Origin of the sequence: Streptomyces sp. TRM68367 (assembly GCF_014495685.1) — a bacterium.
GTDB lineage: Bacteria > Actinomycetota > Actinomycetes > Streptomycetales > Streptomycetaceae > Streptomyces.
Window position 1 is genome coordinate 1 of sequence record NZ_JACTVI010000079.1, and the last position, 19,355, is coordinate 19,355.

Sequence of the window (19,355 nt, forward strand, 5' to 3'; positions counted from 1 at the left end):
CAGAACAGCGGGAAGACAACCCAGCAGGGCGTCAGTCAGTGGCTGGGCCACGATCACCGGAACCTGAGTATCAGCATCAATGTCAGTGGCGGCTGGCACGATGGCGAAATGGCCCGCTTTCTGCGCCCGTTGCTCCGGGGGACGACGTACACGCGCCTGCTGCACCTGTGGGTGCCGACGCTGGTCGTCGGCACGTGGATGTGGGTCAACATGGCGTGGTGGTGGATGCCGGCCGCCGCGCTGATGCCCCTCGGGCTGGTTCCCACCGTGCGGCGGGGCGAGGGCGTGCAGGCGCGGCTGCTGCTGACGCCGGGCCAGCCGGACTCGGGGATCTCAGTGAGGCCCTCGGCGACCTGGCGCGACTGGCTGCGGACGGTGCTGTGGCTGGAAGTGCGCATGGCCCTTGGCGCATTGACCGCGTACAGCTGCGTCTGGCTGCCGGTCCTGTCCATCGAGCTGGCCTCGACCGCCTGGGGGCGCAGCGGCGGCGACATCCCCTGGTTGCAGGACGCCCACGGGGCGTTCGCCGTCCTGGCACCCCTCCCTCTGGTCGCGCTGTACGGCGTCGTGGTCGGCCTCGGGGAGCTGGTCACGGTGCTCGCCCGCCGGCTCCTCGGCCCCTCCCCCGCCGAACGGCTCGCCGCCCTGGAGGAACGCACCGACCAGCTTCTGGAGCGCAACCGCATCGCGCGCGAACTGCACGACTCGATCGGGCACGCGCTCACCGTGGCCGTCGTGCAGGCGGGCGCCGCACGGACGGCGGGCGACCCGGCGTTCACCGGCCGGGCCCTGGACGCCATCGAGGAGACCGGCCGGGCGGCCCTGGAGGACCTGGAGCGGGTGCTCGGCGTGCTGCGCGAGGCGGAGCGGCCGGTGCGCGGCCGCCCCACGCTCGTCGACTCCGACAAGTTGCTGGAGTCGGCGCGCGTCTCCGGTGCGAAGGCCGACGCCGAGCTGACCGGCCCGCTGGACCGGGTGCCCGGCCCGGTCTCCCGCGAGGGCTACCGAATACTCCAGGAAGCCCTCACGAACGTGCTGCGGCACGCGGGCCCCGTCCCGGTGCGGGTCCGCATCGGCGTCACGGACGCCACGCTCGTACTGGAGGTCCGCAATCCGCTCCCCGCCGGCCTGTCCGGACCCGGCCGGGGCAGCGGGCTGCCCGGCATACGCGAGCGTGCGGCCCTGCTCGGCGGGCGCGCCCGCACCGGTCCCGACGACGGTGACTGGCAGGTGCACGTCCAACTGCCGCTGCGCTGATCTACGCTGGCCGGATGCCGGTCACCGTTCTCCTCGTCGACGACGAACCCCTGGTACGCGCGGGTCTGCGGGCCGTGCTGGAGGCGCAGCGGGACATCGAGGTCGTCGGGGAGGCGGCCGACGGGGCGGCGGTGATCCCGCTCGTGCGGCAGCTGCGGCCCGACGTCGTCGCCATGGACGTACGGATGCCGCTCCTGGACGGCATCGAGGCCACGCGCGCGGTGCTGCGGACCGTCGACGAGCCGCCGAAGATCCTCGTGGTGACCACCTTCGAGAAGGACGAGTACGTGTACGAGGCGCTGCGCGCGGGTGCCGACGGGTTTTCCTGCTGAAGCGGGCCCGGCCTGCCGAGATCGTGCACGCGGTACGGCTGGTCGCCGAGGGCGAGTCGCTGCTGTTCCCGGCGTCGGTGCGGCAGCTGGCCGCCGAGTACGGCGACGACGGCGGCAACCGCGCGGCCCGTGTGCTGGAGCGGGCCCGGCTGACCGAGCGGGAGGCCGGGGTGCTGCGGCTGATGGCGCGCGGGCTGTCGAACGCGGAGATCGCCGCCCGGCTGGTCGTGGGTACGGAGACGGTGAAGTCGCACGTGAGCGCCGTACTGGCGAAGCTGGGGGCGAGGGACCGCACGCAGGCGGTGATCACGGCGTACGAGTCGGGGTTCGTGTCGCCGGGGTGACCAGCGCTGGCGAGCGGCCGACCCTCGCCCGGGTGACCGGCCGACGCGAGCGGTGGTGCTGCACGCGCTGCGTGCCACGGACGCCGCGACGCTGACCGAGATCACCCGGGTGACGGGTCTGTCCCGGCCGAGCGTCGAAGGCGTCGTCGAGGGGCTCATCGAGGCCGGTCTCGTCGTCGAGAAACCCGCCGACGAAAGTGTCGTACGACGACAGGGGCGGCCCGCGCGCAGGTTCCGGTTCCGGGCGGAGGCCGGGCATCTGCTGGGCCTGGGCATCGGCTCCCACCGGGTGGCCGCGCTCCTCGCCGACCTGGACGGCACAATCCTCGGGTCCGTCGCCAAGGAGGTCAACGAGGCGGCCCCCGCCGACGAGCGCCTCGAGCGGCTGCGCACCGCGGTGGCCGAGCTGCTGCGCCGGGCGGGGGTCGCGCGCGACTCGCTGGGGGCCGTGGGCGTCGCCTCGCCCGGCATCGTCGAGGCGGACGGCACGGTCCGGCTGTGCGCGGCGCTGCCCGAGTGGACGGGACTGCGGCTGGGCGAGCGCCTGGGCCGGTCCTTCAAGTGCCCGGTGCTGGTGGAGAACGACGCCAACGCCGCGGCGGTCGCCGAGCACTTGAAGGGCGCCGCCACGGACTCCGACGACGTGGTGTTCGCGCTGGCCGGGCTGAGCAGGGGCGCCGGGTCGCTGATCGGCGGCCGGCTGCATCGGGGGTACGGCGGGGCCGGCGAGATCGGCGCGCTGCACCTGCTGGGCCGCGAGGCCAACCCCGAGACGCTGCTGTCCACGACGAGCGAGCCGCTGCACCCGCTCGACGAGCAGGCGGTCGCCGCGGTCTTCGCCCAGGCCCGCGAGGACGACCAGCGGGCCCGCGCCGCCGTGGACCGGTTCATCCAACGGCTCGTCCACGACGTGGCGGCCCTCGTCCTTGCCCTCGACCCGGAACTCGTCGTCATCGGCGGCTGGGCGGCCGGCCGGACGGCGTCCTGGGGCCGCTGCGCCGCGAACTGGCGCGCTACTGCCTGCGCCCGCCGAGGGCTGCCCTGTCCCTCCTCGGCGAGGCCGCCGTCGCGATGGGCGCGCTGCGGCTCGCGCTGGACCACGTGGAGGAGGAACTGTTCGCGGTGGAGAGCACGGTGACGGCCCGCCGCTGACGGCCCGGCCCTGATGCGATACGCGATGTCGGCTCTGGAGGGGCACCGTCCCGGCGACGAGCGGCGGGCGCGCGGTCCACCAGAACCGTCCGGGGTCCGGCGATCGCGGAGCCCCCGGCCTGACCGTCTGAGGTGGTCGCGTCAGTCGCACGAGCGGTGGAGGGGCAGGTGCGGGAAGTGCTCCTTCAACTCCTTCTCGCCGAAGCTCTCCGGGTTCGCGGATCACAGCCTGCCGCGGATGCGGTCCGGGGCGAGGGAGCCGTCCGGGCTCTCGTCGGTCATGACATCGCTCGCCGTGATGCGGATCTCGGTTCCCGCCATCAGTGAGCGGCCCGCGTCGTCCAGCTCGCGCGGCCCGCGAGATACGGCCGCGCCCCGGAGACCAGCCCCGGGGCGCGGCGATCGTCAGGGCCCGGCTGTCAGGACGCCCGGCGATGCGGATCGTGATGGATCTGCACGCCGCCGGAGTCGACGAAGGTCAGGCGGCAGGTGTCCGCCCGGTACGTGGCGACCGAGAGGGCGGCGGGGCGGCGGCGGGCGTAGAAGCGGGTGGTGACGACGAGCACGGGCGCCCCCGGGAGCCGGTCCAGTTCCTTGGCGTCGTCCGCGCGGGCCGACCCCAGCTCCACGGCGCTCTCCTTCCGCTCCAGCTCCAGGTGCTGAAGCTCGCGCAGCACCGCACGCGCGCGTGCCGCTGCGGACGGAGCGTCGATGCCGGACAGGTCGGGCACCGACACGCGCGGGATGTAGAGCAGTTCGGCGGCGACGGGCTGGCCGTGGACGGTGCGGGAGCGGCGCACGGTGTGCACGGTCTCGTCCGGGCCCGTCTCCAGGGCCGTGGCGACGGCCGCCCGGGGCACCTCCGGCGTGCAGTCCACCGGGTTCCACGTGTCACCTGGCGCGCCGGGCCAGGCAGACTGATCGGTGCCGAGGGCCACGCCCATGCGCGGCGGTGCGACGGTGGTACCGACGCCGCGGCGGCGCTGGAGTCTGCCTTCCAGTTCGAGCTGTTCCAGGGCCTGCCGGAGCGTGGCGCGGGCGACGCCGAAGCGGGCGGCGAGGTCGCGTTCGTTGGGCAGGATCTCGCCCACGGAGAACTCCGAGTCCAACGCCTCGGTGAGCACAGTCTTGAGGTGCCAGTACTTCGGTTCCGGCACCGATTCCAGCTGCGTGGTCCCCACCCTGTCCTCCGCAATTGCCGTGGTCCGGCGGCGTTTTAGCGCCCTTGTTTATTAAAGTTTGTTTCACTTCTCTGCGACCATAGGACGGCCCCAACCCTTGGTCAAGACCAATGGCCGGGAACGTTCACGGGAGTTTTGCACGGTAGCGCACCGGGCGTACGCGGGGGTGCTCTAGAGGCCTGCCAGAGACCGCAGTTTGTCGGGGTTGCGGATGATGTAGACCGTCTGAACGCGCCCGTCTGCAATATCCAGTTGGAAGACGGAGTCGGGCTTGTCGCCGGACAGGAACAGCACCGCGGGACCGCCGTTGAGTTCCAGCAGGCGGATGGTGAGGCCGGGGATGCCGCCCTTGCGGGCGGCGCCGGCGAGGAAGCGGCCCACCTTGTCGGCGGTCTCCAGGACCCGCACCGGTGCCTTCGCCTTGCCGCCGCTGTCGCCGACGAGGCGGACGTCCGGGGCGAGCAGCGCCATGAGCCCTTCGAGGTCGCCGCCGGCCGCGGCGGCGAGGAACCGCTCGGTGACGTCGCGGCGCTGGACCGGGTCGACCTCGTAGCGCGGCCGCCGCTCCTCGACGTGCTTGCGGGCCCGCCCGGCAAGCTGACGCACCGCCGCCTCGCCGCGCTCCAGCATGGCGGCGATGTCGGCGTACGGGTAGCCGAAGGCCTCCCGGAGGACGAACACCGCCCGCTCCAGCGGCGACAGCGACTCCAGCACGACGAGGACGGCGAGCGAGACGGAGTCGGCGAACACGGCCCGCTCGGCCGCGTCCGGGGCGGTGTCGGCGAAGTCGGTGACGTACGGCTCGGGCAGCCACGGGCCGATGTACGCCTCGCCGCGCGCCTTGATCTGGCGCAGCCGGTCGATGGCCAGGCGAGTGGTGACGCGCACCAGATAGGCGCGCGGCTCGCGCACCTCGGTCCGGTCGGCACCGGACCAGCGCAGCCAGGCCTCCTGCACCACGTCCTCGGCGTCGGCCACCCGTCCGAGCATGCGGTAGGCGACGCCCAGCAGGACGGGACGGTGCTCTTCGAAGACGTCGGTCGCGATGTCGGTGGTCACGCCTCCATCCCAACCGACGGGTGCGGCCGTGTCCATCGGAAGCCGTGGCTCCGGAAAACCGCGGTGCGCCGGGCGCGCTGTGGGGCGTACACCCCACGGGGGCATGGGTATTCAGGGGCTACCCATCGGTAGCAATTACTGACAAGCTGTCTACGCGCCACGCCCGTCAGCGAGTCCCCCGAGGAGCACCCCGCATGTCCGCCACCGTCTCCTTCAAGCTCGCCACCCCGCGCGGCGCGCAGACCGTGACCGTGTCCTATCGGCGCGGGGGCACCGGAGAACCGCTTCTGCTGCTGCACGGCATCGGCCACCACCGTCAGGTGTGGGACCCGGTGATACCCGTGCTGGCCGCCGAGCGGGACGTGATCGCCGTGGACCTGCCCGGCTGCGGCGCGTCCCCGGGGCTCCCGGACGGGCTGGAGCACGACCTGGCGACGATGAACGTCGTGCTCGGTGAGCTGTGCTCGGCGCTGGAGCTGGACCGGCCGCACGTGGCGGGCAACTCGCTGGGCGGCCTGCTGGCCCTGGCCCTGGGCCGGGAGAAACTCGTCCGCTCCGTCACCGCGCTGTCACCGGCCGGATTCTGGTCGCAGGCCGAGCGGTACTACGCCTTCGGTGTGCTGCGCGCGATGCGCGGGATCGCCCGGCGGATGCCGCTGCCGGTGGTCGAGGGGCTCTCCCGCCCGGCGTTCGGCCGGACCCTCCTGACGAGCACCATCTACGCCCGCCCGGGCCGCCGCTCCCCCGAGGCCGTGGTCGCCGAGACCCTCGCGCTGGCCCGCGCCCAGGGCTTCGAGGAGACCCTTCGCTCCGGCAGAAGCGTCCTGTTCACCGACGACGTACCCGGCATCCCGGTCACCGTCGCGTGGGGCAGCAAGGACCGGCTGCTGGTGCCCCGGCAGGGGATCCGCGCCAAGTACATGATCCCGCGCGCCCGTCTGGTGCGGCTGCCCGGCTGCGGCCACGTCCCGATGAACGACGATCCGGCGCTGGTCGCCCGCGTCGTCCTGGACGGCAGCCGCTAGGGAGCCGGGAGCCGGCCAGGGCCTTGAGGACCCCCGGTTCCCCTGTCCCCGCGGTCAGTTGTTCACTTGTGGTTTCCGTGCGCGCCGCGCCGTGCCAGTAGGTGTGGCACTGCACACTGGCCGGATCCCGTCCCTGGAGGCGCACCCATGTCACACCGCCCGTATCCCGGGCGCCGCAGCGTTCTGCGCGGCTCGCTCGCCGCGTCGGCGGTCCTGACCCTGCCCACGGCCCTCGGCTCGGCGCCGGCGTTCGCCCGCTCCGGGCGCCCGGCCGCCCGGTGGGGTGTGCAGACGGGCGATGTGACGTGCGACTCCGGGCTGGTGTGGGTGCGCTCCGACCGGCCGGCGCGGATGATCGTCGAGACGTCCGCCACGGAGTCGTTCGGCAATCCGCGCAGATGGCACGGTCCGCTGCTGGGCGCGGGCACGGACTTCACCGGCACCACGCCGCTGCGCGGCCTGCCGTCGGGCGAGCAGATCCACTACCGGGTGCTGCTCGCCGACCCGGACGACCCACGCCGGACGAGCGAGCCGGTCACGGGCACGTTCCGTACGGCCTCGGCCCGGCGGCGTTCCGGGGTGCGCTTCGTGTGGTCGGGCGACCTGGCCGGGCAGGGCTGGGGCATCAACCCCGACATCGGCGGCTACCGCATCTACGACGCGATGGGCAAGCTGGATCCGGACTTCTTCCTCTGCAGCGGCGACAACGTCTACGCCGACGGCCCGCTCACCGACTCCGTCACCCTGCCCGACGGCCGCACCTGGCGGAACATCACCACCGAGGAGAAGTCCAAGGTCGCGGAGACCCTGGCAGAGTTCCGCGGCAACTTCCGCTACAACCTGCTCGACGCCAACCTCCGCCGGTTCAACGCCCATGTGCCGTCCATCATCCAGTGGGACGACCATGAGGTGACCAACAACTGGTACCCGGGCGAGATCCTGTCCGACACCCGCTACACCGAGAAGAACGTCGACGTGCTGGCCGCGCGCGCCCGGCAGGCGTTCTCGGAGTACTTCCCGATCTCGACGCTGCGCCGCCCCGACGGCCGGGTGTACCGGGCGGTTCACCACGGGCCGCTGCTGGACGTGTTCGTGCTGGACATGCGCACCTACCGCAACGCCAACTCGCCCGGCAAGCAGACCACGGACGCGCAGGGCATCCTCGGCCGTGAGCAGCTGGCGTGGCTCAAGCGCGAGCTGGCCCGCTCCCGGGCGGTGTGGAAGGTGATCGCCTCGGACATGCCGCTGGGCCTGGTGGTGCCGGACACCGGTGACGGCAAGCCGGACATCGAGGCCGTCGCGCAGGGCGACCCGGGTGCTCCGCTGGGGCGGGAACTGCAGATCGCCGAGCTGCTGCGGTTCGTCAAGCACCGGCGGATCACCGGCACGGTGTGGCTGACCGCCGACGTGCACTACACCTCGGCCCAGCACTACCAGCCGTCGCGGGCGGCCTTCACGGACTTCGAGCCGTTCTGGGAGTTCGTGTCCGGACCGCTCAACGCGGGCGCGTTCCCGGCGAACGAGCTGGACAACACGTTCGGTCCGGAGCGGGTGTTCGTGAAGGCGCCGACCGTGGCGAACGTCTCGCCCGCCGAGGGTTACCAGTTCTTCGGCGAGGTCGACATCGACGGCGACAGCGGAGACATGACGGTTCGGCTGCGCGAGCAGGGCGGCACGGTGCTGTACACGCAGGTGCTGCGGCCTGGCCTGGTCGGTCAGTAACACACCGACGAGCAGAACCTCAAAAGGTGCATTGCGTCACTTTACCGATCAGTCACAGAGCGTTCGTGATCACGCAATACCGTTCCTTCACAGTGGTTGCATGACTCGAGAACTGCCTGACGTGACGCGTACGAAGAACGACCGCCCTGTGCAGCCCTGGCAGCGGATCGGGGAACTGCTGCGCGGCCGGCGAGCACGCCGCCACGGTCATGCGCCACCGCCGCTCGATACCGGGTCCGCGGCACGGGAGACGGTGCCGCGGGAACTCGCGCTGTGGCGGATGCGGACGACCGTGAAGGACGAGCCGGGCTCGCTGGCCGCGTTGTGCACCGCGCTGGCCGAGCGGCGGGTCGACATCCTGAGCCTGCAGACGCATCCGCTGGCCGAGGGCACCGTGGACGAGTTCCTGCTGCGTGCGCCCGGTGAGGTCGCCACGTCCGAGATCACCCGGGCGGTGTCGCTGGCCGGCGGCACCGACACGTGGATCGAGCGGGCCGACGCGCACGATCTGGTGGACGCGCCGATCAGGATCCTCGGGCTGGCTGCCCGTACCGCCGTGGACGCCGCGGAACTGCCACTCGCGCTGCGGCAGTTGCTGGGACGGTGCACGATTCGGTCGCTGCCGGCCACGGCGTCCGGCGGTGACCGTGTTCCCGAGGGCGTGCTGGAGGACACCGTGATGCGGCTGCGCGCCCCGGAGGGCGGAGTGATCATCGTGGAGCGGCCGTATCTGTCGTTCACCCCGACCGAGTTCGCCCGGGCGCGGGCGCTGGTGGAACTGGACAGCCGGCTGGGTCCGCGGGTGCCGCGCAGTCAGGATGTGCTGACGCTGCCGGAGGGCAGTGACATCACCGTGCGCCGGGCCGACACGCGGGACCTCGATGCCGCGCTTGAGATGCACGGGCGGTGCTCGGAGCGGACGCTGAAGATGCGGTATCACGGGCCGGTGAGTGATGCGGACCGGTATCTGAACCATTTGCTGAGTCCGCGGTTCGGGCGCACGTTGGCGGTGCGGGCTGCCTCGGGGCGGGTTGTCGGGCTCGGGCACCTGTTGTGGGACGGGGACGAGACCGAGGTTGCGTTGATCGTGGAGGATGCGTGGCAGCGGCGGGGCATCGGGGGTGAGCTGCTGCGGCGGCTGGTGCGGATGGCTGTCGAGGCGGGGTGCGGGAGTGTGTATGCCGTGACACAGTCCGCGAACACCGGGATGGTTGCCGCGATGCGTGGGCTGGGGGTTCCGCTCGATTATCAGATCGAGGAGGGGACGCTGGTTATTACGGCTCGTCTGGATGCGGAGTTGGGGGAGTCGGAGGGCCTACGCGCCGTGCGGGTTGGGGACTGAGTGGCGAGTGCGGGTGCCTTGTCGCGCCCACGCGGCGGAGCCGCATATCGATAGGGCCATCGACCCTTCAGGTACGTCGCCTCGCCCCAAGTGCTCTGTCCAGGTCTCTCGGCGCATCCGGGCCACCGTCGGACTGCGGACCGCTGCTGCCGCCCGGGCCTGCGGGCGAATCGACGTGACGCGCGGCGGTTCGCCGTACGAGGATGGTCGGCATGTCTGAGATCAAGAGCCCGCTGCCCCGCGAGGTCGCCGACGCGTACGTCGACGAGCTCATTGCCCTCGACCCGATCACCGGCACGTTCCTCGGCGTGCAGGAGAGTTCGAGCCGGCTGCCCGACACCTCGCCCGCGGGCCAGGAGGCGTTCGCGGAGCTGGACCGCAGGACGCTGGCGCGGCTGGAGGAGGCGGAGCGACTGCCCGGCGCGGACAGTGACATCGAGCGCCGGTGCGCGCGCCTGCTGCGCGAGCGGCTCACCGCCGGACTCGCCGTGTACGAGGCCGACGAGGGACTGCGTTCCGTCAGCAACCTGAGCTCCGTCGCCCATTCGGTGCGCCAGGTGTTCACCGTGACACCGGCCCAGACGGAGGAGGACTGGGCGGCCATCGCCGAGCGGCTGCGCGTGGTCCCGGCCGCCCTGGAGGGGTACCGGGAGTCCCTGGCGCTCGGCCTGGAGCGCAAGCTGTACGGCGGGCCGCGCGCCACCGCCACGTTCGTGGAGCAGCTCGGCGAGTGGGCCGACACGGACGGCAAGGGACGCGGCTGGTTCGAGGCCTACGCGGGCGCCGGCCCCGAGGCGCTGCGGTCCGAGCTGGATGAGGCGGCCCGCTCGGCCACCGCGGCCGTCGTACGGCTGCGCGACTGGATGCGGGACGTGTACGCGCCGGCCGCCGAGGGCGCGCCGGACGTGGTGGGCCGCGAGCGGTACGGCCGCTGGGTCCGCTACTTCAACGGCACGGACCTCGACCTGGACGAGGCGTACGCGTACGGCTGGTCCGAGTACCACCGCCTCCTCGGCGAGATGAGGACCGAGGCCGAGAAGGTCCTGCCGGGCGCGGCCACCCCGTGGGTGGCGCTGGCGCACCTCGACGAGCACGGCACGCACATCGAGGGCGTCGACGAGGTGCAGCGCTGGCTGCAGTCCCTGATGGACGAGGCGATCGACAAGCTCGACGGCACCCACTTCGACCTGGCCGAGCGGGTGCGCCGGGTGGAGTCGCGCATCGCCCCTCCGGGCGGCGCCGCGGCGCCGTACTACACACCCCCGTCGGACGACTTCTCGCGCCCGGGCTGCACCTGGCTGCCCACCATGGGCAAGACGCGCTTCCCGGTCTACGACCTGGTGTCGACCTGGTACCACGAGGGCGTGCCCGGCCACCACCTCCAGCTGGCCCAGTGGAAGCATGTGGCCGAGAACCTCTCCCGCTACCAGGCGAGCGTCGGCATGGTCAGCGCCAACGCCGAGGGCTGGGCGCTGTACGCGGAGCGGCTGATGGACGAGCTGGGCTTCCTGACGGACGCGGAGCGCCGGCTCGGCTACCTGGACGCGCAGATGATGCGGGCGGTGCGTGTCATCATCGACATCGGCATGCACCTGGAGCTGCCGATCCCGGACGACTCCCCCTTCCATCCCGGGGAGCGCTGGACGCCCGCGCTGGCGCAGGAGTTCTTCGGCAGCCACAGCAGCCGGCCCGCGGACTTCGTGGAGAGCGAGCTGACCCGCTACCTGTCCATGCCGGGCCAGGCCATCGGCTACAAGCTGGGCGAGCGGGCCTGGTTGCTGGGCCGCGAGAACGCGCGGGGGCGGCACGGCGACGGCTTCGACCCCAAGGCCTGGCACATGGCGGCCCTGTCGCAGGGCTCGCTGGGCCTGGACGACCTGGTGGACGAGCTGTCGCAGCTCTGACGCCCCTGACGCCTCAGTCGAAGTCGAACGTCGGCCAGCGCCGCCATCCACCCTCGGAGTTGATGACCTGACCGGTGACCCATTCCGCCTCGTCCGTGACGAGCCACGCGATGAGGCGGGCCGGGTCGTCCGGCATGCCCCACCGGCCGGCGGGGAACTGCGCGGCGACGGCGTCGTAGATCTCGCCGCTCATGTAGTCCGTGTCGACGGGACCGGGGTTGACCGTGTTCACGGTGACCGCGTGGTCGGCGAGGACGCTCGACAGGGAGCGGGTGATGGAGGCCAGGGCCCCTTTCTGGAGGGCGTAGGCGATCTCGTCGGGCATGCCGCCGCTGAGGTCCTGTCCGGAGGTCATCATCACCACGCGCCCGCCCGGGGTGCGCGGCGGCAGCGCGGCCCGCAGCCGGGCGTACGCCTGGACGAGCAGGACGACCGAGCGGGCGTCGACGGCCCAGTGCCGGTCGAGCATCTCCGCGTCGATCTCGTCGAGGGAGCCGTCGTAGCCGCTCTGGGCGTGGTTCGCGACGAGGATGTCGAGGCGTCCGCCGAGCGCCTCGGCGGCCCTGTCGACCAGGTCGGCGGGCGCGGCCGGGTCGGTGAGGTCGCCGGGACCGGCGACGAGCCGGGCGTCGGGGTCGCCGAGCGCGCCGCGCACCGAGTCGACCACGTCCTCGATCCGGTCGCCGCCCCAGGGCATGTCCTCGTCGTGCAGTACGTGATGGTGCAGATAGACGCTCGCGCCGTACGCGGCGAGCCGCCGGGCCACGGCGTGGCCGATGCCGCCGCGCCGGCTGGCTCCGGTGACCAGGGCGGTCCGGCCGCGCAGCGGAAGGGGGTCGCGGCGGAGGTCTTCGGGGGTGGGGTGCGGGAGTTTGGGCATGATCGCCATGATGGGTGGCCGGACCGCCGCCCCGCACACGAATTTCAGGTGGCCGGAGCAAACCTGTACGCGCGTTGGGAACTACCGGTGCGCGAGCCGCCGCAGTTCCACCAGGCCCAGCCAGGTCTCGGGGCCGGGCTGCACCTGGGCGGCGCGTACGGCATACCGGCCGGGTGAGAGGGCGACGCGCACGTGGTCGGTGTCGGGGGCGCCGGTGCCGGGCCAGGCGGCGTCGAACAGCAGCACCGGGCCGGGCACGTCCCAGCACACCTCGGGCTCCCACTCCGCCACCGTCAGCGCGGCCGGGACACTCGCCAGGAGTTCGGCCTCGGTCTCGGCGGCCGACCACCGTACGAAGGTGCCCCGGTCGGGTAGGAAGGCGGTCGCGGCGGGTTCGTCGCCCAGCACCAGGGCCGTGGCGTCGCCGACGGGCAGGAGGCCGAGGCGGCCGTCCACCTCGCAGGCCCGGTCGTAGTCCGAGGCGGTTTCGTCGCCGTCGGCGCCCACCCAGAACGGCAGCACCGTCTCGGGTACCGCAATCAGCGGGCCGCCGCCCGACTCCACCCACTCCACCGCGTCGTGCATCATGCGCCAGAACCTACACGGGCCCGTCGGCGGGCCGTTCAGCAGCCGCAGTTGTCGGCGTCGACGGGTGCGGTCAGGGAGTCGGCGGAGCGGTGACGACGAGCGTCGTGTACTCCTCCCCGCTGCCCCGGCGCCCGCTCGGGCGCTGACCTCAGCCGGCGACGCCGCGCTGCCGCAACACCGACCCCGAGCGGCCCTTGACCACCTCCAGCTGGGCGTGGATCCGCCGCCGCAGGTCGGCCACGTGGCTGACGATGCCGACGCTGCGGTCGCACTCGCGCAGGGAGTCGAGCACGTCGAGGACCTCGTCGAGGGTCTGGTCGTCGAGGCTGCCGAAGCCCTCGTCGATGAAGAGGGTGTCCAGGCGCACCCCGCCCGCCTCGCCGGTGACCACGTCCGCGAGGCCCAGGGCCAGGGCGAGCGAGGCGAAGAAGGTCTCGCCGCCGGACAGGGTCGCGGTGTCGCGCTCGCGTCCGGTCCAGGCGTCGACGACGTGCAGCCCGAGCCCGCTGCGGCCGCGCCCGGTGCGGTCGTCGGAGTGGACGAGGGTGTAGCGGCCGGACGACATGCGCCGCAGCCGTACGGTCGCGGCGGCGGCGACCTGTTCCAGGCGGGCCGCCAGCACGTACGACTCCAGGCGCATCCGGCGTTCGTTGTCCGCGGAGGTGCCCGCCGCGAGACCGGCGAGGCGGGCCACACGGTCGTACTCCTCGCGCAGCGGGGCCAGCCCGCGGACGGCGGCGCTCGCGCGCGCGGAGAGCCGGTCGAGTTCGGCGCAGCGCCGGTCCGCGGCGTCGCGCGCGGAGGCGGCCTCGCGCAGCCGCCGGTCCGCCGCGGCGGCCTGCTGCTCCGCCAGGGTGACATCGGCGAGCGGCTGCTGCGCGGCGGCCGCGGTGTCGGTCTCGGCGAGCACCGCGCGTACGGCGGCCTCCTCCGACTGCCAGGCGTCAAGGCGCCGTTGGAGTTCGCGATGGGCGGCGTCGTCCAGGAGGGCGGCCGCCGCGGCCTGCGGGGTGTCGAAGCCGGCGCGGAACGCGGCGTCGGCGAGCCGGGCGTCGGCGTCCTTGAGCCGCTGGGCGCTGTCCTCGGCGGCGCGCGCGGCGTCGGCGGCGTCCGTGAGCAGGGCGGCCTGCCGCTCCAGTTGGGCGGCCCGGGCAGCGACGCTGTCCAGAGAGCCCCGGGCCTGGGCCAGCTGGTTCTCCAGGGCGGTCCGCTCCTGGTCGAGCGCCTCTCGCCGAGACATCCGGGCGGCGGATCGCACCGCGGCCTGCTGCCGTGCGGTGATGCGCCGCTCGCGCTCCTGCTCTGCACGGCGCAGTTCCTCTCCCGCGCGGTGCAGGTCGGCGGAGGCCTCGCGCGCCTGTGCGTACTGCCGCTCCAACTCCTGGACACCCGACGCTAGTTGATCGGTCGGCGCGTCGCCCGCCTCGGCCTCGGCGGCGGCCAGGGCGCGCTGCACGACACTGAGCCGCTGCTCGTCCTCGGTCTGCCGCTCCTCCGCGCGCTGGTAGTCGGCGAGCGCCTGTTCCTCCGCCTCACGGTCGACGTGCCCGGCCGTCTTGCGCGCGGGGGCGGGGTGTTCGGTGGCGCCGCACACCGCGCAGGGCTCGCCGTCGCTGAGGTTCGCGGCCAGTTCGGCGGCGATGCCGTTGAGGCGCTGTTCCTTGAGGTCGAGCCAGCGCTGCTTGGCCTGGAGCGCCCGCTCGCGCGCGGCACGGACGGTGTCTGCGGCCTGTTCGGTGTCCCCGGCCAGTTGGTCGCGCATCCGGGCGGCGCCGAGGCGCTGCTGTGCGGGCTCGCGCTGTACGTCGAGTTGCTCGGCCTTCGTGGCGGCCTCCTGCGCGGAGTAGACCAGGGTCTGGAGGACGGCGCGGGTCTCCTCCCATCCGGCGAGCCAGGCCTCCGCGTCCCGCAGGACGTCCTCGTCGGCGCGCTCCTGCCGGTCCAGACCGGTGCGCTCCGCGACGAGTTCGGCCAGGCGCTGCTCGGCCCGGCGGGCCGACTCCAGGCCGCCCAGCTCTTCGGCGGCCCGGCGCGCGGCGGACGCGAGCCCGGTCGCGTCCGCGTCCGCGAACCGCTCCGGCAGCAGGGCACGCGCGCGTGCCTCCGCGGCGGCGGTCTCGCGGTGCTCGGCATCGGCGGCGTCCCGCAGCTCCAGAGCGGGCGCCACCGCCTCCGCCTTGCGGGCCCGCTCCATGCGCGCCTGCGCCTCCCGGTGCGCGTCGGCCCGCGACTGAAGCAGCCTCACCCGCTCCTGGGCCTGCGTGAACCGCTCCTGCAACCGGTTCAGTTCACGTGCGGCGTCCAGGACACGGCCGGCCGCGGCCTGCGCGAACTCTGTGACGGCCAGGCGCGACCCGGCGACCGACAGCTGTTCGCGGGCGGTGCTGCGGGCGACGGCGGCGGCGCCGAGCACGGCGTCGGCCAGTCCGGGCTCGCCCGGTGCCAGGTCGGGCAGCTCCATGGCGTCCCCGGCGGCCTGCTGCATGCGGTGCGCGTCGGCCAGCAGCTCGGAGTCCCCCTCGCGCACCCGGGCCTCGGTGGTGCGTCGCCGATCGGCGAGGCGCTTCTCGACCTCGGCGAAGCGGTGGGTGTCGAACAGGCGGCCGAGCAGCCTGCCGCGCGCCTCGGCGTCGGCGCGCAGGAAGCGCGCGAAGTCGCCCTGCGGCAACAGCACGACCTGGCAGAACTGCTCCCGGCTCATGCCGAGCAGCTGGGTGATCTCCTCGCCGATCTCCTGGTGCGAGCAGCTGAGGTCCTGCCAGGCGCCGGCCGCCGGGTCGTACTCGCGCAGCCAGCTCTGGGCCTTGTCCAGCGTCGTGCCCGTGCCGCGCTTCTTCGGGCGTTCCCAGGGCGGCTGCCTGGTGATCTCCAACCGGCGCCCGGCGACGGTGAGTTCGAGGGTGACGCCGGTGCGGGTCCCCGGCGCGGCGTGGTCGCTGCGCAGGCTCATCCCCTGGCCGCCCTGCCGGGCCCCCGGCACCGAGCCGTACAGCGCGTAGCACACGGCGTCCAGGACGGAGGTCTTGCCCGCGCCGGTCGGGCCGTGCAGCAGGAACAGCCCGGCCGCCGACAGCTCGTCGAAGTCGACCGTCTGTGATCCTCCGAAGGGTCCGAAGGCGGTGATGTCGAGGCGATGCAGTCTCACCGGGCGGCCTCCCCCGTCTCCGGTATCGTTTCCGACACGAGCAGCCGTACCGCGCGACCTGGCGACCTCACCTCGCCACCTCCCGCACCGCCTCGTCCGTGCGCACCGCGTCGAACGCGTCCCGCAGCACCAGCCTTTCGCGCTCGTCGGGGCCCGCCCCGCGCACATGGGCGACGAAGTCCTCCGCGATCTCCTGGTCGCTGCGGCCCGCGAGACGGCTGGCGTAGGACTCTTCGGCGTTGTCCGTGGCCCGCTCGGGGTCGAAGACGAGGCTGAGCGTGTGCGGGAACCGCTCGGTGAGCCGGGCCATCGGGTCGGCCGGGCGCACCGGGTCGGTGAGGGTCGCCTCGACCCACGCCTCCTCGTGCCGGGCGAGCCCGGGATCGGCGAGCAGTTCCTCCAGCGTGCCCCGGAGCCGGGCGAGCCTGCGCGGCACCGGGCAGTCGAGGCGCTCGGCGGTGACCGATCCGTCGGCGCCCAGGTCGATCAGCCACATGCTCTTGCGGTGGCCGGCCTCCGAGAAGGAGTACGGCAGCGGGGAACCGGAGTAGCGGACGCGCTCGGTGATGGTCTGGCAGCCGTGCAGATGCCCCAGTGCCACGTAGTCGACGCCGTCGAAGACCCCGGCGGGCACCGCGGCCACTCCGCCGACCGTGATGTCCCGCTCGCTGTCGCTGGGCGCGCCGCCGGTGACGAAGGCGTGCGCGAGGACCACGGACCGCGTTTTCCGCTGTCCCCGCGCGCGTGCGGCGAGGTCGGCCCGGACGCGCTCCATGGCGGCGGCGAGCACGGCCTCGTGCCCCGCCTTCTCGACGCCGAACTCGTCCTTCACCAGGGCGGGTTCGAGATACGGCAGCCCGTAGAACACCACGTCCCCGTGGGTGTCCGCGAGCACCACCGGCGTGCCGCACGCAGAGGGCTCGGTGCGCAGATGGATGCCGGCCCGCCCGATGAGCCCGGCGCCGACACCGAGGCGGCGGGCCGAGTCGTGGTTCCCGGAGATCATCACCGTCGGCACGCCGAGGTCGGCGAGCCGGTGCAGGGCGTCGTCGAACAGCTCGACCGCGGCGAGCGGCGGCACCGCCCGGTCGTACACGTCTCCCGACACGACCACCGCGTCCACGCCGTGCTCGCGCACGCATCGGACGAGGTGGCCGATGAACTCGGCCTGGGCGCCGAGCATGTTCACCCGGTGGAACGCCCGGCCGAGATGCCAGTCGGAAGTGTGCAGCAGCCTCATGATCCCCGAGACTAACGGCCGGGTCTGACACCGCGGGCGGTTACTCCCGTATCGACCCGTCATGTCCCCGAGCCCGCACGTCCGTTATGCACATCTTGCCCGGCTCGTCACGCGTCCCCGTACGCCTCGCCGCCCAGCTCGAACCCGGCCGCCCCCGCGGTGGCGTCCGCCAGCCAGGCGCGGAAGACGTCGACGTCGGCGTCCGGCAGCGCGATCTCGATGGTGACGGCCTCGCCGTAGTGCACGTCGCGGACCTCGCGGCCGGTGGCGCGCAGGTCGTTCTGGAGCTTGCCGGCCCGCTGGTGGCCGACGGTCACCGTGGCCAGCCGGAAGCGCCGCCGGGTGATCGTGCCGAGGCTGTCGAGGGCCTCGCCGACGGCGCCGCCGTAGGCGCGGATGAGTCCGCCAGCGCCGAGTTTGACCCCACCGAAGTAGCGGGTGACGACGGCGACGACGTACCGCATGTCGCGGCGCAGCAGCATCTGGAGCATGGGGGCGCCGGCGGTACCGCCGGGCTCGCCGTCGTCGCTGGCCTTCTGGGCGGCGGCGTCAGCGCCGATGACGTACGCCCAGCAGTTGTGGGAGGCGTCCGCGTGCTCCTTGCGCACGGCGGCGATGAAGTCCTGGGCCGCCTGCTCCGTGGCGGCCGGGGCGAGGGCGCACAGGAAGCGGGAGCGGTTGACCTCGGTCTCGTGCACACCCACGCGCGCGACCGTGCGGTATTCGTCCGGCATCCGGCCAGCCTATGCGGACCGGCCGCCGCCCTGATCTCCGCCTATCGCTGCTTCTTGCTCTTCTTGCCCCGTGGCACGGTGACCGCCGTGAGCAGGGCGGTGTCGGGGGTCAGGGTCCGCCACGTGGTGCCGCGCCAGGACAGGACGGCGATCGCCGAGGTGGGGAACTTGGTGCGGACCCGGTCCAGGGTGTCGTCGAGGCCGTCCCCGGCCAGGTGCAGGACGAGGTCCTCCAGGCCGGGGTTGTGCCCGACGAGCAGCAGTGTGTCGACCTCGGGCGGCACCTCGTGCACGACCTCCAGCAGGTCGGGTACGTCGGCGGCGTACAGGCGCGCGTCGTGCCGTACCGGCGGCGGGGTGCCCCACTGGGCGCAGGCCAGGTCCCAGGTCTGACGCGCGCGTACGGCGGTGGAGCACAGGGCGAGGTCCGGCAGGCAGTCGGCCTCGGCGAGGGCGTGTCCCGCCGCGGGGGCGTCCCGCAGGCCGCGCGGAGCGAGCGGGCGCTGGTGGTCGGCGACGCCGTCGGGCCAGGCGGACTTGGCGTGCCGCAGGACGACCAGGCGGCGCAGCGGGCCGCCGCCCGCGCGCGCGATCACGGTGGGGCTCCCAGGTCGCGGGTGAGTTCGAGGCCGAGGAGCCGGTCGGCGTACGCGTAGGTCTCGAAGCGTGCGCCGTCCGGCAAGTCCGTGTCGGCCTCCACCTGGCGCAGGACGCGGAGCACGCCGGGTACGTCGAGGTCGTCCTCCCAGGCGGCGCGCAGCTGTGCGCGCACCTCGTCGGGGACCGGCCGCGAGGGCTGGTGTGCCCAGGCGGCGACCGCGCTGCGCCAGCGCAGGAGGGTGGCGTGGGCGTCGTCCAGGGCGGCGGCGTCCAGGTGGACGGGTCGGTCCCGGCGCGTGGCGAGGAGGGCCAGGCGCAGGGTGGAGGGGTCGGCGTCCCCGGGGTGGTCCGGCGCCTCCGGGTGGACGGGCGCGACGGCGATCCGGACGCCGTCGGGTTCCGGGCCGCCCGGGCCGACGACGTGGAGGACCTGGGCCTCGCCCAGTCCGGTGCCGGCGTCCCGGCTGTCCTCCAGGGGGCGGATGCCGAGGGCCGCGGCGCCCGCCCGCAGCTCCGCCTGTTCGCGCTCGCCGACGAGCAGCGCCCACACCGGGGTGCCGGCGAGTTCCAGGGCGCGGACCAGGAGGTCGGCGACGAGCAGCACGCGCAGGTTCGTGGTGTCGAAGTCCGGCGCGTGCGCCTCAACGCGGGTCAGGCCCCGGCGGGCCGGGGCGGCGGCGACGGGCTCGCCGTTTCGGGCGTCGATGATGCGCAACACGAGGTGAGCGTAGGCGCGCGGACGGCCGCGCGCAGGTATGTGTCACGTTTTCCGGCCGAAGTGGCGGGTTCGAGCCGGGCGGGCGCGGGGGCTCAGCCGCCCGGTGTGCCCGCGGTCACCTGGGAATCTTCG

The 19,355-nt window shown here is 73.4% G+C and carries 14 protein-coding genes and 2 pseudogenes; 7 read left to right on the forward strand and 9 right to left on the reverse strand.

All coding sequences use genetic code 11. The features are described from left to right. The first annotated feature begins 108 nt into the window (after positions 1-108). The 3 genes and pseudogenes from H8R17_RS33920 (at position 109) to H8R17_RS33930 (ending at position 3,085) form a co-directional block, all read left to right on the forward strand. On the forward strand, positions 109-1,257 hold the full coding sequence (locus tag H8R17_RS33920; protein WP_187827056.1) for a sensor histidine kinase: 1,149 nt from the start codon (positions 109-111) through the stop codon (positions 1,255-1,257). 14 nt (positions 1,258-1,271) lie between these two features. Beyond that, positions 1,272-1,933, forward strand: a pseudogene (locus H8R17_RS33925) (response regulator). A gap of 52 nt (positions 1,934-1,985) precedes the next feature. Further along, positions 1,986-3,085 (forward strand): annotated as a pseudogene (locus tag H8R17_RS33930) (ROK family transcriptional regulator). A 419-nt stretch (positions 3,086-3,504) separates the two neighbouring features. Here H8R17_RS33930 and H8R17_RS33935 read toward each other — a convergent pair. Both H8R17_RS33935 and H8R17_RS33940 read right to left on the reverse strand, forming a co-directional pair. After that, complete coding sequence (locus H8R17_RS33935) at positions 3,505-4,266, reverse strand: GntR family transcriptional regulator (RefSeq protein WP_187827057.1); 762 nt, start codon at positions 4,264-4,266, stop codon at positions 3,505-3,507. 171 nt (positions 4,267-4,437) lie between these two features. Next, entirely contained in the window at positions 4,438-5,325 is an 888-nt protein-coding gene (locus tag H8R17_RS33940; protein ID WP_187827058.1) for an RNA polymerase sigma-70 factor, read from the reverse strand. Positions 5,326-5,519: 194 nt separating this feature from the next. Between H8R17_RS33940 and H8R17_RS33945 the strand changes: the two genes are divergently transcribed. The 4 genes from H8R17_RS33945 (at position 5,520) to H8R17_RS33960 (ending at position 11,318) form a co-directional block, all read left to right on the forward strand. Next, positions 5,520-6,350, forward strand: a complete 831-nt coding sequence (locus H8R17_RS33945) for an alpha/beta fold hydrolase (RefSeq protein ID WP_187827059.1) — start codon at positions 5,520-5,522, stop codon at positions 6,348-6,350. A 147-nt stretch (positions 6,351-6,497) separates the two neighbouring features. Next, entirely contained in the window at positions 6,498-8,072 is a 1,575-nt protein-coding gene (locus tag H8R17_RS33950; RefSeq protein WP_187827060.1) for an alkaline phosphatase, read from the forward strand. A gap of 100 nt (positions 8,073-8,172) precedes the next feature. Next, positions 8,173-9,414 carry a GNAT family N-acetyltransferase gene (locus H8R17_RS33955; protein ID WP_187827083.1) on the forward strand — a complete coding sequence of 414 codons (1,242 nt, stop codon included), beginning with the start codon at positions 8,173-8,175 and terminating at the stop codon, positions 9,412-9,414. A 212-nt stretch (positions 9,415-9,626) separates the two neighbouring features. Further along, on the forward strand, positions 9,627-11,318 hold the full coding sequence (locus tag H8R17_RS33960; protein ID WP_187827061.1) for a DUF885 domain-containing protein: 1,692 nt from the start codon (positions 9,627-9,629) through the stop codon (positions 11,316-11,318). Between the two features lie 13 nt (positions 11,319-11,331). Here H8R17_RS33960 and H8R17_RS33965 read toward each other — a convergent pair whose 3' ends face one another. The 7 genes from H8R17_RS33965 to H8R17_RS33995 form a co-directional block, all read right to left on the reverse strand. After that, positions 11,332-12,198, reverse strand: coding sequence for an SDR family oxidoreductase (locus H8R17_RS33965; RefSeq protein ID WP_187827062.1), 867 nt, complete (start codon positions 12,196-12,198; stop codon positions 11,332-11,334). Positions 12,199-12,279: 81 nt separating this feature from the next. Continuing rightward, positions 12,280-12,786, reverse strand: a complete 507-nt coding sequence (locus tag H8R17_RS33970; RefSeq protein WP_187827063.1) for an immunity 21 family protein — start codon at positions 12,784-12,786, stop codon at positions 12,280-12,282. 148 nt (positions 12,787-12,934) lie between these two features. Next, on the reverse strand, positions 12,935-15,931 hold the full coding sequence (locus tag H8R17_RS33975; protein ID WP_187827064.1) for an AAA family ATPase: 2,997 nt from the start codon (positions 15,929-15,931) through the stop codon (positions 12,935-12,937). A 67-nt stretch (positions 15,932-15,998) separates the two neighbouring features. Next, positions 15,999-17,171, reverse strand: coding sequence for an exonuclease SbcCD subunit D (locus tag H8R17_RS33980; RefSeq protein ID WP_187827065.1), 1,173 nt, complete (start codon positions 17,169-17,171; stop codon positions 15,999-16,001). 107 nt (positions 17,172-17,278) lie between these two features. Then, positions 17,279-17,905, reverse strand: coding sequence for a YigZ family protein (locus H8R17_RS33985; RefSeq protein WP_187827066.1), 627 nt, complete (start codon positions 17,903-17,905; stop codon positions 17,279-17,281). Positions 17,906-17,946: 41 nt separating this feature from the next. Then, complete coding sequence (locus tag H8R17_RS33990) at positions 17,947-18,501, reverse strand: histidine phosphatase family protein (RefSeq protein ID WP_187827067.1); 555 nt, start codon at positions 18,499-18,501, stop codon at positions 17,947-17,949. Next, positions 18,498-19,223, reverse strand: coding sequence for a hypothetical protein (locus tag H8R17_RS33995; RefSeq protein WP_316959606.1), 726 nt, complete (start codon positions 19,221-19,223; stop codon positions 18,498-18,500). Before H8R17_RS33995 ends, H8R17_RS33990 begins: the two co-directional genes overlap by 4 nt. Positions 19,224-19,355 lie beyond the last annotated feature (132 nt).

Bases quoted from the DNA above. Each gene is read 5' to 3' on its own strand.
- H8R17_RS33920 (WP_187827056.1), top strand. From the start codon at position 109: ATGGCCCGCTTTCTGCGCCCGTTGCTCCGGGGGACGACGTACACGCGC.
- H8R17_RS33945 (WP_187827059.1), top strand. From the start codon at position 5,520: ATGTCCGCCACCGTCTCCTTCAAGCTCGCCACCCCGCGCGGCGCGCAG.
- H8R17_RS33950 (WP_187827060.1), top strand. From the start codon at position 6,498: ATGTCACACCGCCCGTATCCCGGGCGCCGCAGCGTTCTGCGCGGCTCG.
- H8R17_RS33955 (WP_187827083.1), top strand. From the start codon at position 8,173: ATGACTCGAGAACTGCCTGACGTGACGCGTACGAAGAACGACCGCCCT.
- H8R17_RS33960 (WP_187827061.1), top strand. From the start codon at position 9,627: ATGTCTGAGATCAAGAGCCCGCTGCCCCGCGAGGTCGCCGACGCGTAC.
- H8R17_RS33965 (WP_187827062.1), bottom strand. From the start codon at position 12,198: ATGCCCAAACTCCCGCACCCCACCCCCGAAGACCTCCGCCGCGACCCC.
- H8R17_RS33970 (WP_187827063.1), bottom strand. From the start codon at position 12,786: ATGATGCACGACGCGGTGGAGTGGGTGGAGTCGGGCGGCGGCCCGCTG.
- H8R17_RS33980 (WP_187827065.1), bottom strand. From the start codon at position 17,171: ATGAGGCTGCTGCACACTTCCGACTGGCATCTCGGCCGGGCGTTCCAC.
- H8R17_RS33985 (WP_187827066.1), bottom strand. From the start codon at position 17,905: ATGCCGGACGAATACCGCACGGTCGCGCGCGTGGGTGTGCACGAGACC.